The sequence below is a fragment of the Chamaesiphon minutus PCC 6605 genome (assembly GCF_000317145.1).
In the GTDB taxonomy this organism is placed as follows: Bacteria; Cyanobacteriota; Cyanobacteriia; order Cyanobacteriales; family Chamaesiphonaceae; genus Chamaesiphon; species Chamaesiphon minutus.
The window spans coordinates 1,123,849-1,139,985 of record NC_019697.1 but is presented as its reverse complement, the minus strand read 5'-3'; the positions used below and the strand labels follow the sequence as shown (position 1 = coordinate 1,139,985).

Below are 16,137 nucleotides of genomic sequence, written 5' to 3'. Positions count from 1 at the left end.
AGTTAGATTTGCAATTTTATTGTTAAGCTGCTGGAATCGATAATTACTAAATACGACACACCCGAAAGCCAATATCGCTATAGCGATCTCCAGCAGTTATATATGTACAGTTAGAACCTCGAAGATCCAGCGGAAAGAACTTATAAGAACAGCCACAAAAAATATGATACTGACCATCATTGTCATCTCTCCATTTCCATGCTGTGCCGTCAATAGGTTTATCTATAAGATTCTCATGCCATTCGTCCAAGCACCACTCCATAACATTTCCGTGCATATCATATAGCCCCCAAGGTGTTGGAGGATATTTTCCTACTGGCGTAGTTTTCCCTAAATATACTCCTGTTGGTTCGTTACGAAATTTATACTGTTTTCCATTGTAGTTTGATAAGTCTGTTGTTATGGTATCACCGCAATAAATTGGTGTATTAGTACCACTCACAAAAGCATATTGCCACTGACTTTCACTTGGAAGGGTGTAGTTTTTTCCAGTGAGGTTTGACAATCTCTCACAGAAATCAATCGCATCTTTCCATGTCACTGATTCTACTGGGCAGCGATCTTCACCCTTGAAAAATGATGGATTATTTCCCATAACCGCCTGATATTGAGCCTTTGTGATAGGGGATTTTGAAAGATAAAATTGCTTTATTGAAATTTGATGCAGCCATTTTTTATTTCCTTCCGTGCATTCTAGATTCCAATTTCCAGAGGGAATGTACATCATGTCTATTGCAACATCATTCTCTAACTTCTCAGTATAATAAAAAGCATATTTCTTCGTACTTGTAATAACTTTGCCAAAGCTATTAACTGTAATAGTTTCAAACTCCAATAAGTCGTGATTGTCAATCAACTCATGAGCTGCCTCTATACTCAACTCTAGATCGTGAACTAATTTTTTCTTAGCTCCAGCAATACCTCCCAGAATGCCTGCATTTACAGGAAGTGGATTTTGTCCGCCTAAGATTGCATCAGTATTGTTCGGATTGGGAGGAATACTCATTGGAGAAGAGAGAACGAGCGATTGTTATGAGTGACGTGCTTCCTTTTATTATATTCCGCTCAATCGACTTCTAACGGATCGATCCCCCGCCGTTGCGAGATTTGGCGGAGTTCTTCTACTAACTTAGTATCGATCGAAGCTGGGCGCGCGCCTGCATTAGATGCCCATTGTTTGAGAGCTTCAATTTGGGGCTTTGCAATAGTCGCTAAAGGTACCGTCTCTTCCAGAGCGCGGATGATATGTTCGGTATTAAAATCCGATCGATTGCCTGTCGTACCGCTACTAAAAGCCTGTTGCATTCCTTCAACGATCGCTTGTTCGATTTCGGCACCGCTATATTCGGGAGAATGCCGTGCGAGTAATGCTAAATCGAATTCTCGCAACCGACTGGGACGAAGTTTTTGTAAATGTACCCGAAAGATTTCTTGACGTTCGGCTTCATTGGGTAAATTCAAGAAAAATATCTCATCGAATCGCCCTTTCCGTAATAATTCCGCAGGCAAAATCTGAATATTATTCGCTGTCGCTACTACAAATACCGGACTAGTTTTTTCTTGCATCCAGGTAATCAAACTCCCAAATACCCGCCGACTCGTCCCCGAATCGCCATCGAAACCACTGCTGATATTTCCAAACGCTTTATCGATTTCATCCATCCACAACACGCAAGGAGCCACCGCTTCGACGATTTTAATCATCTGGCGTACCTTACTCTCACTCTCCCCCACTAACCCGCCAAATAACCGCCCCGCATCCAACCGCAATAGGGGTAACCTCCACTCATGCGCGATCGTTTTTGCCGAGAGCGATTTACCAGTACCCTGAATTCCCGCCAGTAATACTCCCTTGGGATTGGGAATGCCATACCGCCGCGCTTCCTCGGTAAAGCTGTCCTGGCGCATCCTCACCCACTGTTTGAGGTTATCCAAACCGCCGACGCTTTTGAGCGATTCGTGGGTGGTGTAGAATTCCAAAATTCCCGTCTGGCGAATAGCTTGCTGCTTGGCGGCTAAAACTCTGTCGATATCTTGCTCGCTGACTTGTTGGTTTGTGGCGAGGGAAATGGCTAGTACTCGTTGAATCCGCGCTCGACTCAATCCCTGACAGGCTTTGACGAGTTGTTCTCTACCGAGGGGGGAAAGTTTGAGTTTGTCGGGGACGACTAATTGAGAGATTAGATAATCGATTTCATTGGCATCGGGAAGGGGAAAATCGATGGTGGTTGTCTCTTCGATAAATTCTGACGGTACGTCGAGGGAATAACTGGTGAGAATTAATGTCTTACGACTGCGTTTGAGTTCGCGGGTGAGATTTTTGATCTCGCGGATAATGGGGATGTTGGCGGGTTGCAGGGGCGATTTGAGGATTGGGTGGATATCTTGCAAGACAAAGATCGCGGGTTTATCCGCAGGTGCTTTGGCAATCTGCCCTAATGCCGCGATGGGCGAACCTTTATCGGCTCCGTTATCGTTCCAACCCCTGACGATATCCCAAAATCGGAGTTCTCGCGCTGGTTGGGATTTATCGGCTACTTGTAATAGTACGGTTTCGATCGGTTCTTCTTCGGCACCGACGATATAAATCAGCGGATACCGCGCCCGCAGCATGAGGTCTAGGTTTTCGACGATTTCTTGGTGGCTGCGGGGGAGGGTGGACATTTGGGATTTTGGGTTGAGGCTAGTTACTATTTTAGATGCTGTAGTTATTTTGCCCGATTGGGTTGGCGTTGGCGTAGCCTACCGTAGGTAATCGTGTTAATAGCTTCTAGAATTTAGTGGAGATCGCCCTCAAATGAATTTGGGGCTAAGAGCGTAAGTTCGTTGACACGAACTAAATCTCCATGTAGTTATCTGAGAATAACTTGTGCTATGAGCGCGCAATTCTATTTCAGCGCGGATCTCGATTGCACCAATAGCCCTCAACTTGGCTCCGTTTGTTCGAGTACTTTGACGAGCTTTCCGGTTGCATGATGTTGTTTTTGATTTTCAACATACGAGATCGCCCATTCTAACTTCTGTTCTCCTAAAGAAAACACCGCATATTCATGTTGCCAAGAGAACTGATAACTAGCTTCTCCAAATTCTTGGTTTAAATAACGACAGCTACTACCTTGAATTCGTTTGGCAAAGTCTGAAATCGATAGCTTTGGTGGGATTGAAACAATCAGATGAATATGGTCTTCGACACCACCGAGCGCATGTAGTTGACATCCGAGAAAATCGGCTTTTCCTTGAATATGTGGATATAGAATTTTTCGCGATCTGGGCTAATTAGTGGTTGTCGATCTTTAGTCGCCCAAACCAGATGATAAAATAATCTCCAAAGTGGCATGTCGCAAATATTGGCATTTTGTTTGTTAATATGCCCTGGATTCGATCGAATGTTAACAAGTTGGTTGAAATTGGATTTGGATGAGGCGATCGTTGGTACTGAAAGGACGTAAGCCGTTGAAGATATCTAGAATTCAGTGTAGATCTAAGCCCTCGAATGAATTCCTTGCTCAGAGCGTAAGTTCGTTGACACGAACTAAGATCTCTGTGTAGTTATCTTCAGATAACTTTGGCTATGAGCGCGAAATTCCATTTCAGCGCGGATGTCGATTGCACTAGAAAAAATCGATCGGTTCTTCTTCGGCTCCAACGATGTAAATCAGCGGATACCGCGCCCGCAGCATTAGATCTAGTTGTTCGACGATTTCTTGATGGCTGCGGGGGAGGGTAGACATTTTGGATTTTGGGGTGTTTTTTAGTGCAAATTCATTTACAGGTTGTGATAGGAAAAGTTCAGAGGTCGAATCTATTCTTCTTCATATTCCTCATAGTCTTCATAGTTTTCATTAATTTCTCTGTACGGTAAAATTCCATATCGAGCGTCCGAGTTTAGTACCATGCAAACGCGAAAACCGATCTGGTCGATTCGACCATCACTACTACCAAAACCACGTTTGTAACTAGTAGAAAAATCCCATAAATCTCTCCACGAACCACCTCGACAGGGATGGCTGTTACCCATACGATTATGATTGTCTTCATCAAAATCGATCCAAGCACTACCATCAGAGGGCGCACCTGTGTAATTAGAATGGTGTATATCCAAGCACCATTCATATACATTACCGTGCATATCGTATAAACCCCAAGAATTGGGTGGATAAATACCTACGGAAGTAGTTTTGTGAGTTTCATAGTATTTAGCAATTGTCTCTGTTGAATCTTCAAAAGGTTTAAAATCTGCAAAATTTGCTAGATCGGTATTGATTTTTTGACCAAAATAAAAATTTGTATCAGTGCCCGCTCGACAAGTATACTCCCACTGAGATTCACTAGGCAAAGTGAAATTTTTATTTGTCAATGCTGATAATCGACGACAAAATTCCATTGCATCTCTCCATGACACCTCCTCCACAGGATGTCGATCGTCTGCATGGAAGCGAGAAGGATTCATACCCATTAATGATAAATATTGCTTTTGAGTAACAGGATACTTGCCCATAAAAAATGATTGAAGCGTAACTAGATGAAGAGGCTCTGGTAATCTATGGCTTATTTGAGCTTCATCAAAACCACCCATCATGAAACTTCCAGCAGGAATATAAACTATTTCAAGCGGAACGCCATTAATATCGACGGTATAACAAAAAGCTTCTTTCTGTTTGCGATCGATAATTTCTGCACTATCGTTTACCGTAACAGTTTCAAAACTAAATCGATCGACTAATTCTTCTCTCAGTCCCCACTCATTCACTATTTTTAGCTTCGTTCCGGCAATGCCACCCAAAACAGCAGCATCAAGCGGTGGTGGAGTTTGTCCGCCTAAAATGGCATCGGTGTTATCGGGTTGAAGTTTTGACATGCTGATGGAGATCGATCGAGTTAACGATATTGTACCCAGATAGCTCGATCTCCTCGGCATCATTTGAGGTTGAGTCGATCGACTTTACCTGTTTCTGGATTGACAGTAACCACTAGGCGCAACCTAATGACCCCAAACAGATGTGAGATTACGCTCTCGCTCGCTAAGACTTGTACACCAAGAAACCCGCGATCGCATCTCGTAGTGCTTCTGGCTCGTCAGCTCTAATCGAATGACCGCTATTTTCAAAGATGCGCAGATCGGCATTGGGGATTGCTTTAGCTATTTCCTCAGAGAATTCTGGCGGACAAATCCAGTCATGCCGTCCGCCAATGACTAATGTAGGTGCCTGAATTGTGTGTAACCGATCGAGTACGTCATACGATCGCAAAAAGCCACCAAAGGCCACATTAATCGCATCGGGCGAAAGAATGGTTTCATCCCATGCCGATCGATCGGAGTTGGGATCGTAGGTAAGTGAATACATCGGTGCCATTACCTGGAAGTACTCGCGCAATTGTTCTTCATTCTCAAATGTACCGTCCCAGAGTCGTTGGGCGATCTGCTGTTGTGCTGGAGTGCCCCATGCGGCCAAATTCTCCTGCGCTCGCTTCAGAAAGCGGTAACTCGCTACCGTGGCAATGACAATCAGATGCGAAACATGCTGGGGATAGCGAACCGCATAAGAGAGCGCAACCATCCCGCCATAGGAGGAGCCAAGGACGACAATTCGATCTAAGCCTAGATATTGCCGGAGTGCTTCTAAATCCTCGACATTATTTTCTAGCGTGTAGGTTTCCCGATCGCCTCGTGCCGAGCGTCCTTGCCCCCGATGGTCGAAATAAATCAGTTGCATCTTCTGGCTCAACGGTGAGAAGCTGGGCTTGTAGGATGTATGGTCGGCACCTGGCCCACCATGAATCAGAAATACGGCTGGCTGCGATCGTAACCGCGCTCCCTGTTTGACTAATCCTAATCCTTCAATATCGAAGTAAATCTCTGTATCCCTTATCCTGGCACGCATCAGTTAATTTTCCTTGCTACTTTGGCGATCTTACATTAACTAATTATTTAGCCATTTAAATGCTAGGAGCGTCAAATCTCATGCTGAGATCGGCGATCTGGCGATCGATCGAGTGGATACTCGACAGCGGCTATGATGTAGATACATAGTTTCTACTTAGACTCAGAGCAAAGAAACACTAGAGTATCAATCGATCGAGTAAAATATTGTGATGAAATTGCTGGTAATTTCAACAAATAATCCCCGATCGATATTGTCGATCGATTGGTGCGCTCGAATTGTCAGATATCTCTCTAGCAAGATGATGTTAAACCTAGACAAAATTCAAACAATTGCGCGCGATTATACGCCACAAGAAGTAATCGCCGTCTTAGGTTGCTAACGAAAGTTTAATGAATTTAATGGTGAAGAAGTAATTACCGATCTGGCGGCTCATTCTCAACTGGGGCGAAACTTCAAACGCGATCGAGATGCAGTTATCATTTCTTACTGGTGGGATTGAGATGAGTGCCAGATGTGAGAAACCGTACCTTTCCTCGATCGAGATTTTTGATTAAGATCGAAGGTATCCGCATAGTTCCATATCATTCATGACCGCAACTCCATCCCTAACACCGCTCCGCATTGCCGAAAAGCTTACCTGGAACTGGCGCGGACATCAGATTAAATATTCAGTTACTGGCGCAGGTCAACCGCTATTATTGATTCATGGTTTCGGTGCCTCGATCGATCATTGGCGCAAGAATATCCCCGGATTAGCTGAGGCTGGATATCAGGTATACGCGATCGATCTGCTCGGATTTGGTGGCTCTGACAAAGCTCAAATCGACTACAGCATGGAACTGTGGGAAGAATTAGTCGTAGACTTCTGGCACGAGTATATTAACAAGCCGACGGTATTTGTCGGTAACTCGATCGGGGCGTTGCTCAGTCTAATGTTGGTAGCGCATCATCCCGAAATTAGTGCGGGTGGAGTATTGATTAATTGTGCGGGTGGATTGAACCATCGCCCCGACGAACTAAACTTCCTGCTGCGGAATGTGATGGGCATATTTACTAATATTGTCGCATCTCCAGCCTTTGGTAAATTTCTATTCGATCGAGTCCGCCAAAAAGCACGCATTCGGAGCAGTCTGTATCAGGTCTATCCGCGCCGTGAAGCCGTCACCGACGAGCTAATCGACATTATCTATCAACCAGCTTGCGATCCCGGCGCACAGCAAGTTTTCGCCTCAATTCTCACCGCACCACCAGGGCCGACACCGGAGTCGTTATTGCCCGAAGTTACTAAGCCGTTGCTGGTATTATGGGGAGAAAATGACCCTTGGACACCGATAAAAGGTGCGAAGGTCTATCAGGAACTCGCCGCAGCCGGGAAGCCTGTAGAGGTGGTTTCGATCCCAAATGCGGGGCATTGTCCGCATGATGAGTATCCAGAGGTGGTGAATCCGGCAATTTTGGAGTGGTTGGCGGCGGTGGAGTAAGGGCGTGAAGTGAGGTGCGATTGTAGATCTACCCACCCCGCCTTACGGGACCCCTGTCTTGACGCGGGTAAATATCTCAAACGAAGCTAATTTATGAGTAGTTTTGGAGGTTGGGTAGAGCAAAGCCAAACCCAACAATATCGTTAATTGCTGGCAGGCAACAATATCATGGCACATGTAGCAAATAGACGTTCTGAAAATATCGACGGCGACCTATATGTCGATAATAGTTGTATCGATTGCGATACTTGTCGGTGGATGGCTCCGACGGTATTCGATCGACAAAACGAGATGTCGGCAGTTTATCATCAACCGATCGATCGGCAAGAAAGATTGCAAGCGATGCAAGCACTATTATCCTGCCCGACGGCCTCGATCGGGACTATTACTAAGCCCGAAGATATAAAAACAGCCCAAGCATCGCTCCCACTATTAGTGACTGAGAATGTTTACCATTGCGGTTATCATTCCGAGAATTCTTATGGCGCAGCTAGTTATTTGATTCAGCATCCAGATGGCAATATTCTGGTAGATTCGCCGCGATTTACACCGCCTTTGGTCAAACAAATCGAAGCAATGGGTGGCATTAAATATCTCTATCTCACCCATCGCGATGATGTTGCCGACCATCAAAAATTTCACGAACATTTTGGTTGCGATCGCATTCTGCATCAAGATGAAATTAATGCCGACACGCGAGCTGTCGAACACAAACTTCAGGGCGTAGCTGCGATTACGTTCGCACCCGAACTAGTAATCATTCCCGTCCCCGGACATACTAAAGGACACACAGTTCTACTATATAAAAACAAGTTCTTATTCAGCGGCGATCGTCTCGCTTTCCGCCGTCAAATTGGACATCTAGGTGGATTTCGCGATGCTTGTTGGTATTCCTGGTCGGAACAAATTAAGTCGATGAAAGCATTGGCTGAGTATGATTTTGAATGGGTGTTACCAGGTCATGGTAGACGCTATCATGCAGATGTCGCGACGATGCACGAGCAGATGGATTTGTGTGTTAATTGGATGGCAACTGTTTAGGAGAAACTAATTAATCAATGCCAGTCTTGTCGAAGCATCGCCCAGATTTTTACATCTTCAAATACTCCCCACTTGTAAACTCGCTGCCGTAATACGCCTTCTTGTGTAAATCCATTTTTTGCTAATACTTTACCCGAACCTGGATTTCTAACCATGTGGTAGGCGTAGAGACGGTTGAGATCTAAAGTTTCAAATCCAAAGCGAATTATCGGTTGTATAGCTTCGCTCATATATCCTCGTCCCCACAACTCAGTTGCCAACCAAAAACTTAATTCTGCTTGAGCGTGTTCTCGATCGATATCTCGAATCTCAATAATGCCACTAAATTCTCGATCGGGTTGGCGATCGATCGCAAATGTAAAAGCGTGTCCTGCCTCAAGCTCTGAAATTTGTCGCTGGATATATCGCTCTGCTTCACCATCGGGATAAGGATGAGGAATAGAAATCATTGTATCCGCAATCTTCCGAACGCCTGACACGCTTTGAAGCGATGGCACATCTGCCAGCGATAGGGGACGCAAAATCAATCTGGTTGTTTCGAGGATGGATCGATCGAGCATGAACAGATCTTACTGCCAAATATTAACAGTAACAACAAGTCCCATAACAGCACAAGCAAGCTTATGAGCCAATCGTATTTACCTCAAGTTCCTACTGCGCCGTTTTGTCCCTGTTGGCTGCGCCGACTGCTGACTAGGTGCCTCGCGATCGCGCCAGCATTAATCGGTCTGGCTGTCTTGGGCGATGGGGGAGTTGGCAAGTTATTGGTATTGAGTCAGGTGGTGCTGAGTCTGCAATTACCGTTGGCGATCGTGCCGTTAATTTTGTTGACTAGCAATGCCAAACTGATGGGCGATTTTGTCAATTCTCGCTGGATTCAGGGTTTAGTTTGGACGATAACAGTCACGATCGCGGTACTCAATTTATGGTTATTGTTGCCAACTTTCAAGTGACGATCGCAAGATAGAATGAACTTAGATCTACTTGCTGACAGGAGCAACTTTAACATGGCAGCGATCGATCTAGTCGGATATTTAGCAGCAACGCTGACAACCGCAGCTTTTTTGCCTCAAGTATTTCAGGTGTGGCAGTCTAAGTCTACCAAAGATCTATCTTTGCCAACCTTACTATCATTTATTGCTGGCATTTCGATCTGGCTGATTTATGGCTTATTAGTTCAAAGTGCGCCCATAATTGTCGCAAATGCCGTGACGTTGGTACTGAATTTAGTAATTCTGCGGTTTAAACTTAAATATGGATAGTGAAAATAATGCCAAAAAATCTGGTGGTGCTTTCTCTGTAACTGATTTCTTCGAGATCGCTATTCTGATACCAATCCGCTTTAGTAGGGCTACAGATGGCAGAAGAGAGAGTAGAGGGTAGCGATGCGCGCACGCCTTTGTTTGCCGACGGCTACGAGCGACCGCCGCTTAGGCGGCGCGCAAGCTGCGAGACAGATGGTAGAAGAGATATGTAGTCGAAGTTTAAAGAATTAATATTAACTGTATGCCAAAGCTCCGCAATACGAACGCTCTGACTCTTAGCACGCAATCGGTTTTCGATCGCCAATCAGGAGTAGGAGGGAATTGAATTTGAGCCACTCGATCGAGCAGATCGCCAATCTGGAGATTATTTAGTTATTTACCCCCAGTATCGAAATACTCTCGCCAATAGCTAATCCGACCGTTTTTAACCTCCACGACGATCGCATCATCCGATTGATTGCGTTTGCCTGTAGCTTTTTCAGTATCCTCATAATGCCATTCTACAGCAGCTCGGTCGCCATCGATAATCATTTGATTAATGGTAATCCTGACATCTGTATAATCTCGTGCAAATTTGGCAATTTGCGAGCGAATTTTGGCCTGTCCTTGCCATTTTTGACCGGGGACGATGAGTGTACCATCTTCTGTAAATAACTGCGCCAGAGCATCGGCATCGCGAGCGATCCAGGCATTTTTAGCCAGCTCGATCGTCGCTCGAATATCCGGTAATGGCACACTATTTTGACTTGCATTTGGGTCCATAGCAGACATTAAACTAATGAGGATAATTCCGAGCGACAACCATCGGCATAGATGGCAAATTATAATCATGTTCGCAATTTATTATAACAAAGGCAGAAGGTAGCTCGATGGTTTGCTGAGAAATCGATCGGAAATAGCCGTTAAAAAATTAATCTCCTCACAGCACCAGTGCTGTAACGGTAGCTAGTTGGCTAGCTCTTAGCGAAAATTAGGCTACCATGATGTAATGTACCTGGAAAATTAAATATGAGCACGATTAAAGTAGAAGTCTGCGAAATTCTGGAGCTAAAACCTCACACTAATGCCGATGCCTTAGAATTAGCCACCGTCCAAGGTTGGCAAATGTGTGTCAAAAAAGGCGTGCATCAACCTGGCGATTTGGTCGTTTATTTCGAGCAAGGCACTGTGTTGACAAAAGAAATTGCCGAAAGATTGAACGTGGCAACATACCTATCCGAAAAAACTGATATTAATGGCGATCGAGTTTTAGTAGTTTACCGAATTAAATTACGCGGCGAACCCTCATTTGGATTAGTAGTTCATCCCGAAGCGGGAATGCAATTGGGTGACGATGTGGCAGAGTTTTATGGTGCGACTAAATACTTTCCGCCAGTTAAAGCACAAGCTGGCGATAGTGCCGTTGACGATCCCTATTTTCCGAAATATACTAACCTGGAAAACATGCGGAGTTACCCCAATTTATTATCAGTCGGCGAACCAGTCGTCGCTACTGAAAAAATTCACGGTACTAATTGTCGCGTGGGTTTTGTGTGGCATACTGATGAAGAACAGCCGACAATGATGGCTGGTTCTAGAGCTTTGCGCCGCAAAGAACCAGAAGATCCGACACTAATGGTAGCAAATACTTATTGGTTTCCCCACACCTTACTTGGTGTCAAAAATCTGTTAGCAGATTTGCAAGAGCGAGGACACAAACAAGCGATCTTATATGGCGAAGTTTACGGACAAGGCATTCAAGCTTATACTTATGGTACCAAAAGACTGAGTTTCCGTGCTTTCGATCTGATGTTGGATGGTAAATATGTAGATTATCCGGTATTTAAATCTCTATGCGATCGACATCAAGTAGAGCAAGTACCATTAGTATATGAAGGTGCTTTTTCACTGGAAGTTATTCGCGAATTTTCTGATGGTGATTCGCTCATTGGTGGTACTCACGGTAGGGAAGGAGTGGTTGTCAAACCGATGGTAGAAAGGGAAGATCCGAAGACTGGCAGGGTGATTCTTAAGTATATTGGCGATCGATACTTATTTGGTAAAGTTGCCGAGCAAGATACTACCGATGTCTAGCTTTTCAATCTTTATTAAATTTAGGGTAGGGGCAATTTATGAATTGCTCCTACCCTAAATTTAACAAATCCCCGACTTCTTTAAGAAGTCGGGGATTTAGCGATCGTCAGATCCTATTATTGTAGGGTAGACAGTGCCAGCCCTAGAGTTAAATTTATATTCAATTATCATGACTTGGTATATTACAATTACATCGGATGATAAACATTCACTCTCGATCGAGACAACATCACTAGTCACATTTCTCTCTAGCATTCCCGTACTCCAACAAACTAGTCCTGTGACATTTGGTAATGCGATCGGATCGCCATGGGTGGATATTATTCTAGCAAAATGTAACGATCGTGGCGGTTATAGTTCTTATCATGAATATATTCCCACGATCGACATTGTTGAGTTAGTTTGTTCGGCTTACGAACATCGTGAATGGTACGAAAATATAGCAACTCAGATTGCCGAATTCTTAGGTTGGGAAGCATGGGAAGAAGGCGAAGAACGTCAGATCTGCGCTCGATCTAGTAAGTAACTAACGATCGTTATCAAAGATCCAGGAATTGGCTTGGCGATCGCCAGCAGCTTCAGCAATACATCTTTTAGTAGATCGATTCTATAATAAAGTTTGATTTTAGATTCTATCTCCATAATTTTAATGCGATCGCTCCTGACTAAAAACCCATTCAAACTGCTAATTACTTGTCTGATCTGTTGGCAAATTGCCACCCAACCCAGCAGCGCACTCATTCAATCTAAATATTACAGCTATCGACAGCCCAGCTTTGACGGTACGGGTAAAGTCTATATGGGTAGAGAAGTCGCCCAAGTCATGGGACATCAAGGTGCAGGCTGGCTAGAGCGTCCAGATCGCGCTACAGAGGAGCAACCCCAGAAAATGGTCGCAGCATTAAAATTAAAATCTACAGACGTTGTAGCCGATATTGGGGCGGGTACGGGTTATATTTCGCAGCTCATCGCGCGACAGGTACCAGAGGGTAAAGTATTAGCTGTTGACGTACAACCAGAAATGGTAGAACTGTTGAAACAGCGGATTAATAAAGATAAGATCGCGAATATTCAACCACAATTGGGCACCGAAAAAAGTCCAGAATTACCGCCAGCAAGTATCGATTTGGCAATTATGGTCGATGCCTATCATGAGTTCGGTTATCCTCAAGAAATGATGACAGGGATTGTGTCGGCACTGAAACCAGGCGGACGAGTTGTATTGGCAGAATATCGTGGTGAAGATCCGTTAGTATTTATCAAGCCGCGTCATAAAACTACTCAAAAACAGATCCAGCGGGAAATGAAAGCTGTGGGACTGAAGTTTTTGAAAAATGAGAGTATTTTACCTCAGCAGCATTTGTTGTTTTTTGGCAAGTCCTAGTCGTTGGCGTAGCCTCTTTATGGAGAATCGAATCTTTAGGTGATGCGTTGTTAGACTTCAATCCGATCGACGATTTGACAGATTGGTTAGACAAATCGCTGCGAGGTATACAATAAGTCATAAGTTTGGACATTCGCACCAACACAACACTTTCCCACTCCTGACACTCTTATGTCCACTAACACCATCGAAATTTCACTCGAACCATACTGTGAAATGACCGTTAGTGGCATGATCGCCCCCGACGATCGCGATCCGAATAAACTAGTATTAACTACCGCTGATGGTTGTCAGTTTCGCGCTGCACCACTGGGAGAGGTTAGCATTGGTGCGGGGAGCAGACAGTGGCGTGTCATCCCGATTATGCAAACCGATGGCAATATTACACGGTTGCAAATCGTGGCAGAACAATCCCCCCGCACGCCTGAAGGAGATCGATTCGTCTGTGTGGGCAGAACCAATCAAGTCAGTCGCAAGCATAATAGCGTCTCCCTGAAAATCGAGCGTCTTGGCGAACCAACGATTCGTCCGACACTTTTCAATCCTCCCAGCCAAGTTCAATCTGGGCAATTATGGCAGCTTGTCGCCCAGCGCGTGGGGATGACATTAGATATTGTCGAAGCGGCACAGCTCGACGGGCAAGAAGTAAGTGGTGCGCAACCGAAAGCTCTTGCCAGTGCAGATCCTAAGACTGTCCATGAGCCTCGAAATCTCGAACAGCTTGCTGTCTGCGCCAGCAATCGTCAGAAAACACCAGAAATTACCGAGATCGCGCGAGCAGCCCTAAATCGGGAGCTGAAGGAAAGAGACTGGGAGCTATCCCTCACCAGAGTCAAAGAGCCAACATGGGAATGGGAAGCTCAAAGTTTATTGCCCTCGGAGCTAAGAGCGAGAGTACAAGTAAATGCCCGTACTAATGTGGCGAGAGTGTATGTTTATCCGCATCAAAGTAAGTCTAGCCTAGATCGATCTAGCATTCCTGTAGATGGGGAAGCCTCAGTCACCCCAGAGAGCAATCGCGATCCAGACAGGTTGATTGTCACTCCATTAGGCGCAGCGAGGGGGATTGGTGCGTCTTGTTTTCGCGTCCAAATTGGACCGTATGAGATCGTCATGGATGCTGGGACTCGTCCCAAAGGCAGCGATCCGCTCCCCGCATTTGAGTTATTAGATCGTCCTAATCTGATCCTAATTACTCATGCTCACCTAGATCATATTGGTGCATTGCCAATCTTCCATCGCGATTTTCCAGAGGTGCCGATGATTTGTACCCATGGGACGCGAGAAATTGCCCATGTGATGCTCACCGATGGCTTGAAAGTACAGGCGGCGCAACAACGACAGGGGAATGAAGATTTTGGACAAGTATTTACAGCCAACGATCTCGATCGAACCCTGTTCACCCTTCAAACTCAACCCGTCGGCGTGGACTTCTCGCCCTTGCCAGGATTAACCGTGCGGTTCATTCATGCTGGACACATCGTCGGTGCAGCCTGTATATATATGAAATACGGCAATCGATCGATCCTTTATACAGGCGACTACAATACCACCAGCAGCCGCACCGCAGAAGGCTTAAAACTGGCCGATTTACCCCAGGCGGACATTTTAATCACCGAATCTACCTACGGCTCGGATACCCACCCATCCCGCCGCACCCAAGAGAGCGATCTGATTAAAGCGATCGTCGAAGTCGTCCAAGCAGGTGGTAATGTATTGATTCCCGCCTTTGCGCTCGGACGCGCCCAGGAAATCATCCTCGCCATCCGCACCAGTGCATTATTCCATAGCATCAATGTCCCCGTCTACGTCGATGGATTAGTCCGCGAAGTCACCGACTTATTCCAGACACAATTAGAATTACTCCCTACATCCGTCCAGAATTTCGCCAAAACCCAGTCTCCCTTCTTTAGCGAGAAATCCTCACCGCGCATCATCTCGATCGCCTCCCCTAAAGAACGCCCCCTGGCGATCGCTCACCCGTCGGTAATTATTGCCAGTTCCGGTATGTTGACAGGCGGCGCGAGTATCGGCTACGCTAAAATCCTCTTAGAACGGGAAAATGCGGCTGTTTTTATCTCTGGCTATACCGACGAAGAATCCCCAGGACGCTTCCTCCAAAGCCTAGAACCAGGGAGTGAAATCGAACTCGATGGTACTGCGCTGACAGTCCGCGCCAAGATTCAACGCTTCAACCTCTCCGCCCATGCCGATCGAGTGGGAATTACTCAAGTCATCCATCGCGTCAATCCCCAACATTTAATCCTAATCCACGGCTCCCAATCTGCTCTCCACGAACTCTCCCGCGCTGGCGATTTGCGGGATAAATACTGGATTCATATTCCCGATGTTGGCGATACAATTACCTTCGGACAAGCACCCGATCACCTTTCCAAAGCTCAGGTAGCCAGAGTCGATGCCGGACAAGAATTTGAAATCGAAATCGAAGCCGAATTCGATGGTGCGTGGCTGCGTATCGCCGATAGCGTGCTAGAAGATCCCCGGTGGCAACATTTAGCCGCGACGGGGTTATTATCAGCCAAGTGGACGAAAGGCGGCTTGATGCTCAAACCCGCCAGTCATAAGTCAATGGCGGTGGAATCAGCTATTGCCAGCGGTTTAGATTGTTGTGCGGTATGCGAATTTTTTGACGGCTATCTCTGTCGCGGCGAGGATAGTCCACTGTACAAACGCGATGTCGATCCGACTGCAAAATGTCCAGAATTCGTGCGTCAAGTTGCAGCAGTTGAATCGCCGCCTTTAGATGTGGATGCTATGGCGGAGCCTCTAATTGAGGGCATCGATCTGGATCTGGATGAAGATGAATGATTGAATTGGGTGGATTCGATCGATGATTAGCTTAAGGCGTTGCTGGATTGATGTATGAAAGGCTAGGCAGGAAAGCGGGGAGCGGGGAGCGATGCGCGTAACTCCTACGGAGTGGCTGTGCCTACGGCAGGCTACTCTTCGAGAACGCTTCGCGAACGCCAACGCCAACGTCGGGTTTC

Annotated in this window: 16 protein-coding genes and 1 pseudogene; 9 read left to right on the top strand and 8 right to left on the bottom strand. The window is 45.7% G+C overall.

From position 1 onward, the window contains the following. Positions 1-46 precede the first annotated feature (46 nt). The 5 genes and pseudogenes from CHA6605_RS05160 to CHA6605_RS05145 form a co-directional block, all read right to left on the bottom strand. Positions 47-1,006, bottom strand: a complete 960-nt coding sequence (locus CHA6605_RS05160) for a formylglycine-generating enzyme family protein (RefSeq protein WP_015158479.1) — start codon at positions 1,004-1,006, stop codon at positions 47-49. A 59-nt stretch (positions 1,007-1,065) separates the two neighbouring features. Then, positions 1,066-2,664 carry an AAA family ATPase gene (locus tag CHA6605_RS05155; RefSeq protein ID WP_015158478.1) on the bottom strand — a complete coding sequence of 533 codons (1,599 nt, stop codon included), beginning with the start codon at positions 2,662-2,664 and terminating at the stop codon, positions 1,066-1,068. Positions 2,665-2,924: 260 nt separating this feature from the next. Next, a pseudogene (tnpA, locus tag CHA6605_RS32525) lies at positions 2,925-3,337 on the bottom strand (IS200/IS605 family transposase). A gap of 465 nt (positions 3,338-3,802) precedes the next feature. Beyond that, entirely contained in the window at positions 3,803-4,858 is a 1,056-nt protein-coding gene (locus CHA6605_RS05150; protein ID WP_015158476.1) for a formylglycine-generating enzyme family protein, read from the bottom strand. Positions 4,859-5,021: 163 nt separating this feature from the next. Beyond that, positions 5,022-5,882 carry an alpha/beta fold hydrolase gene (locus tag CHA6605_RS05145; protein ID WP_015158475.1) on the bottom strand — a complete coding sequence of 287 codons (861 nt, stop codon included), beginning with the start codon at positions 5,880-5,882 and terminating at the stop codon, positions 5,022-5,024. A 590-nt stretch (positions 5,883-6,472) separates the two neighbouring features. Between CHA6605_RS05145 and CHA6605_RS05140 the strand changes: the two genes are divergently transcribed. Then, complete coding sequence (locus CHA6605_RS05140; RefSeq protein WP_015158474.1) at positions 6,473-7,366, top strand: alpha/beta fold hydrolase; 894 nt, start codon at positions 6,473-6,475, stop codon at positions 7,364-7,366. Positions 7,367-7,534: 168 nt separating this feature from the next. Continuing rightward, a complete protein-coding gene (locus CHA6605_RS05135; RefSeq protein WP_015158473.1) occupies positions 7,535-8,407 on the top strand; it encodes an MBL fold metallo-hydrolase in 873 nt (290 codons plus the stop codon). Between the two features lie 14 nt (positions 8,408-8,421). On the opposite strand, the gene CHA6605_RS05130 is transcribed toward CHA6605_RS05135, so the two are convergent. Beyond that, entirely contained in the window at positions 8,422-8,967 is a 546-nt protein-coding gene (locus CHA6605_RS05130) for a GNAT family N-acetyltransferase (RefSeq protein ID WP_015158472.1), read from the bottom strand. Positions 8,968-9,030: 63 nt separating this feature from the next. On the opposite strand from CHA6605_RS05130, the gene CHA6605_RS05125 reads away from it, so the two are divergent. Continuing rightward, a complete protein-coding gene (locus tag CHA6605_RS05125) occupies positions 9,031-9,360 on the top strand; it encodes a divalent metal cation transporter (protein ID WP_041547600.1) in 330 nt (109 codons plus the stop codon). A gap of 54 nt (positions 9,361-9,414) precedes the next feature. Further along, a complete protein-coding gene (locus tag CHA6605_RS05120) occupies positions 9,415-9,669 on the top strand; it encodes a SemiSWEET transporter (RefSeq protein WP_015158471.1) in 255 nt (84 codons plus the stop codon). 375 nt (positions 9,670-10,044) lie between these two features. Here CHA6605_RS05120 and CHA6605_RS05115 read toward each other — a convergent pair whose 3' ends face one another. Then, on the bottom strand, positions 10,045-10,443 hold the full coding sequence (locus tag CHA6605_RS05115) for a nuclear transport factor 2 family protein (RefSeq protein ID WP_198288434.1): 399 nt from the start codon (positions 10,441-10,443) through the stop codon (positions 10,045-10,047). Positions 10,444-10,680: 237 nt separating this feature from the next. On the opposite strand from CHA6605_RS05115, the gene CHA6605_RS05110 reads away from it, so the two are divergent. Next, a complete protein-coding gene (locus tag CHA6605_RS05110) occupies positions 10,681-11,745 on the top strand; it encodes an RNA ligase (ATP) (RefSeq protein ID WP_015158469.1) in 1,065 nt (354 codons plus the stop codon). Between the two features lie 169 nt (positions 11,746-11,914). Continuing rightward, a complete protein-coding gene (locus CHA6605_RS05105; protein ID WP_015158468.1) occupies positions 11,915-12,271 on the top strand; it encodes a hypothetical protein in 357 nt (118 codons plus the stop codon). Here the strand turns inward: CHA6605_RS05105 and CHA6605_RS33675 are convergent. Continuing rightward, complete coding sequence (locus CHA6605_RS33675; RefSeq protein ID WP_157259821.1) at positions 12,244-12,387, bottom strand: hypothetical protein; 144 nt, start codon at positions 12,385-12,387, stop codon at positions 12,244-12,246. The genes CHA6605_RS05105 and CHA6605_RS33675 overlap by 28 nt on opposite strands. 7 nt (positions 12,388-12,394) lie before the next feature. Here CHA6605_RS33675 and CHA6605_RS05100 point away from each other — a divergent pair, with 7 nt between their 5' ends. Genes CHA6605_RS05100 through CHA6605_RS05095 form a run of 3 tightly spaced genes read left to right on the top strand, consistent with a single transcriptional unit; the run spans position 12,395 to position 15,958 of the window. Continuing rightward, positions 12,395-13,129 (top strand): class I SAM-dependent methyltransferase, encoded by a 735-nt coding sequence (locus CHA6605_RS05100; protein WP_015158467.1) that lies wholly within the window; start codon positions 12,395-12,397, stop codon positions 13,127-13,129. Positions 13,130-13,155: 26 nt separating this feature from the next. Further along, on the top strand, positions 13,156-13,245 hold the full coding sequence (locus CHA6605_RS37065; protein WP_157260162.1) for a DUF4351 domain-containing protein: 90 nt from the start codon (positions 13,156-13,158) through the stop codon (positions 13,243-13,245). Positions 13,246-13,300: 55 nt separating this feature from the next. Then, positions 13,301-15,958 (top strand): MBL fold metallo-hydrolase, encoded by a 2,658-nt coding sequence (locus CHA6605_RS05095; RefSeq protein ID WP_015158466.1) that lies wholly within the window; start codon positions 13,301-13,303, stop codon positions 15,956-15,958. The last annotated feature ends 179 nt before the right edge of the window (positions 15,959-16,137 follow it).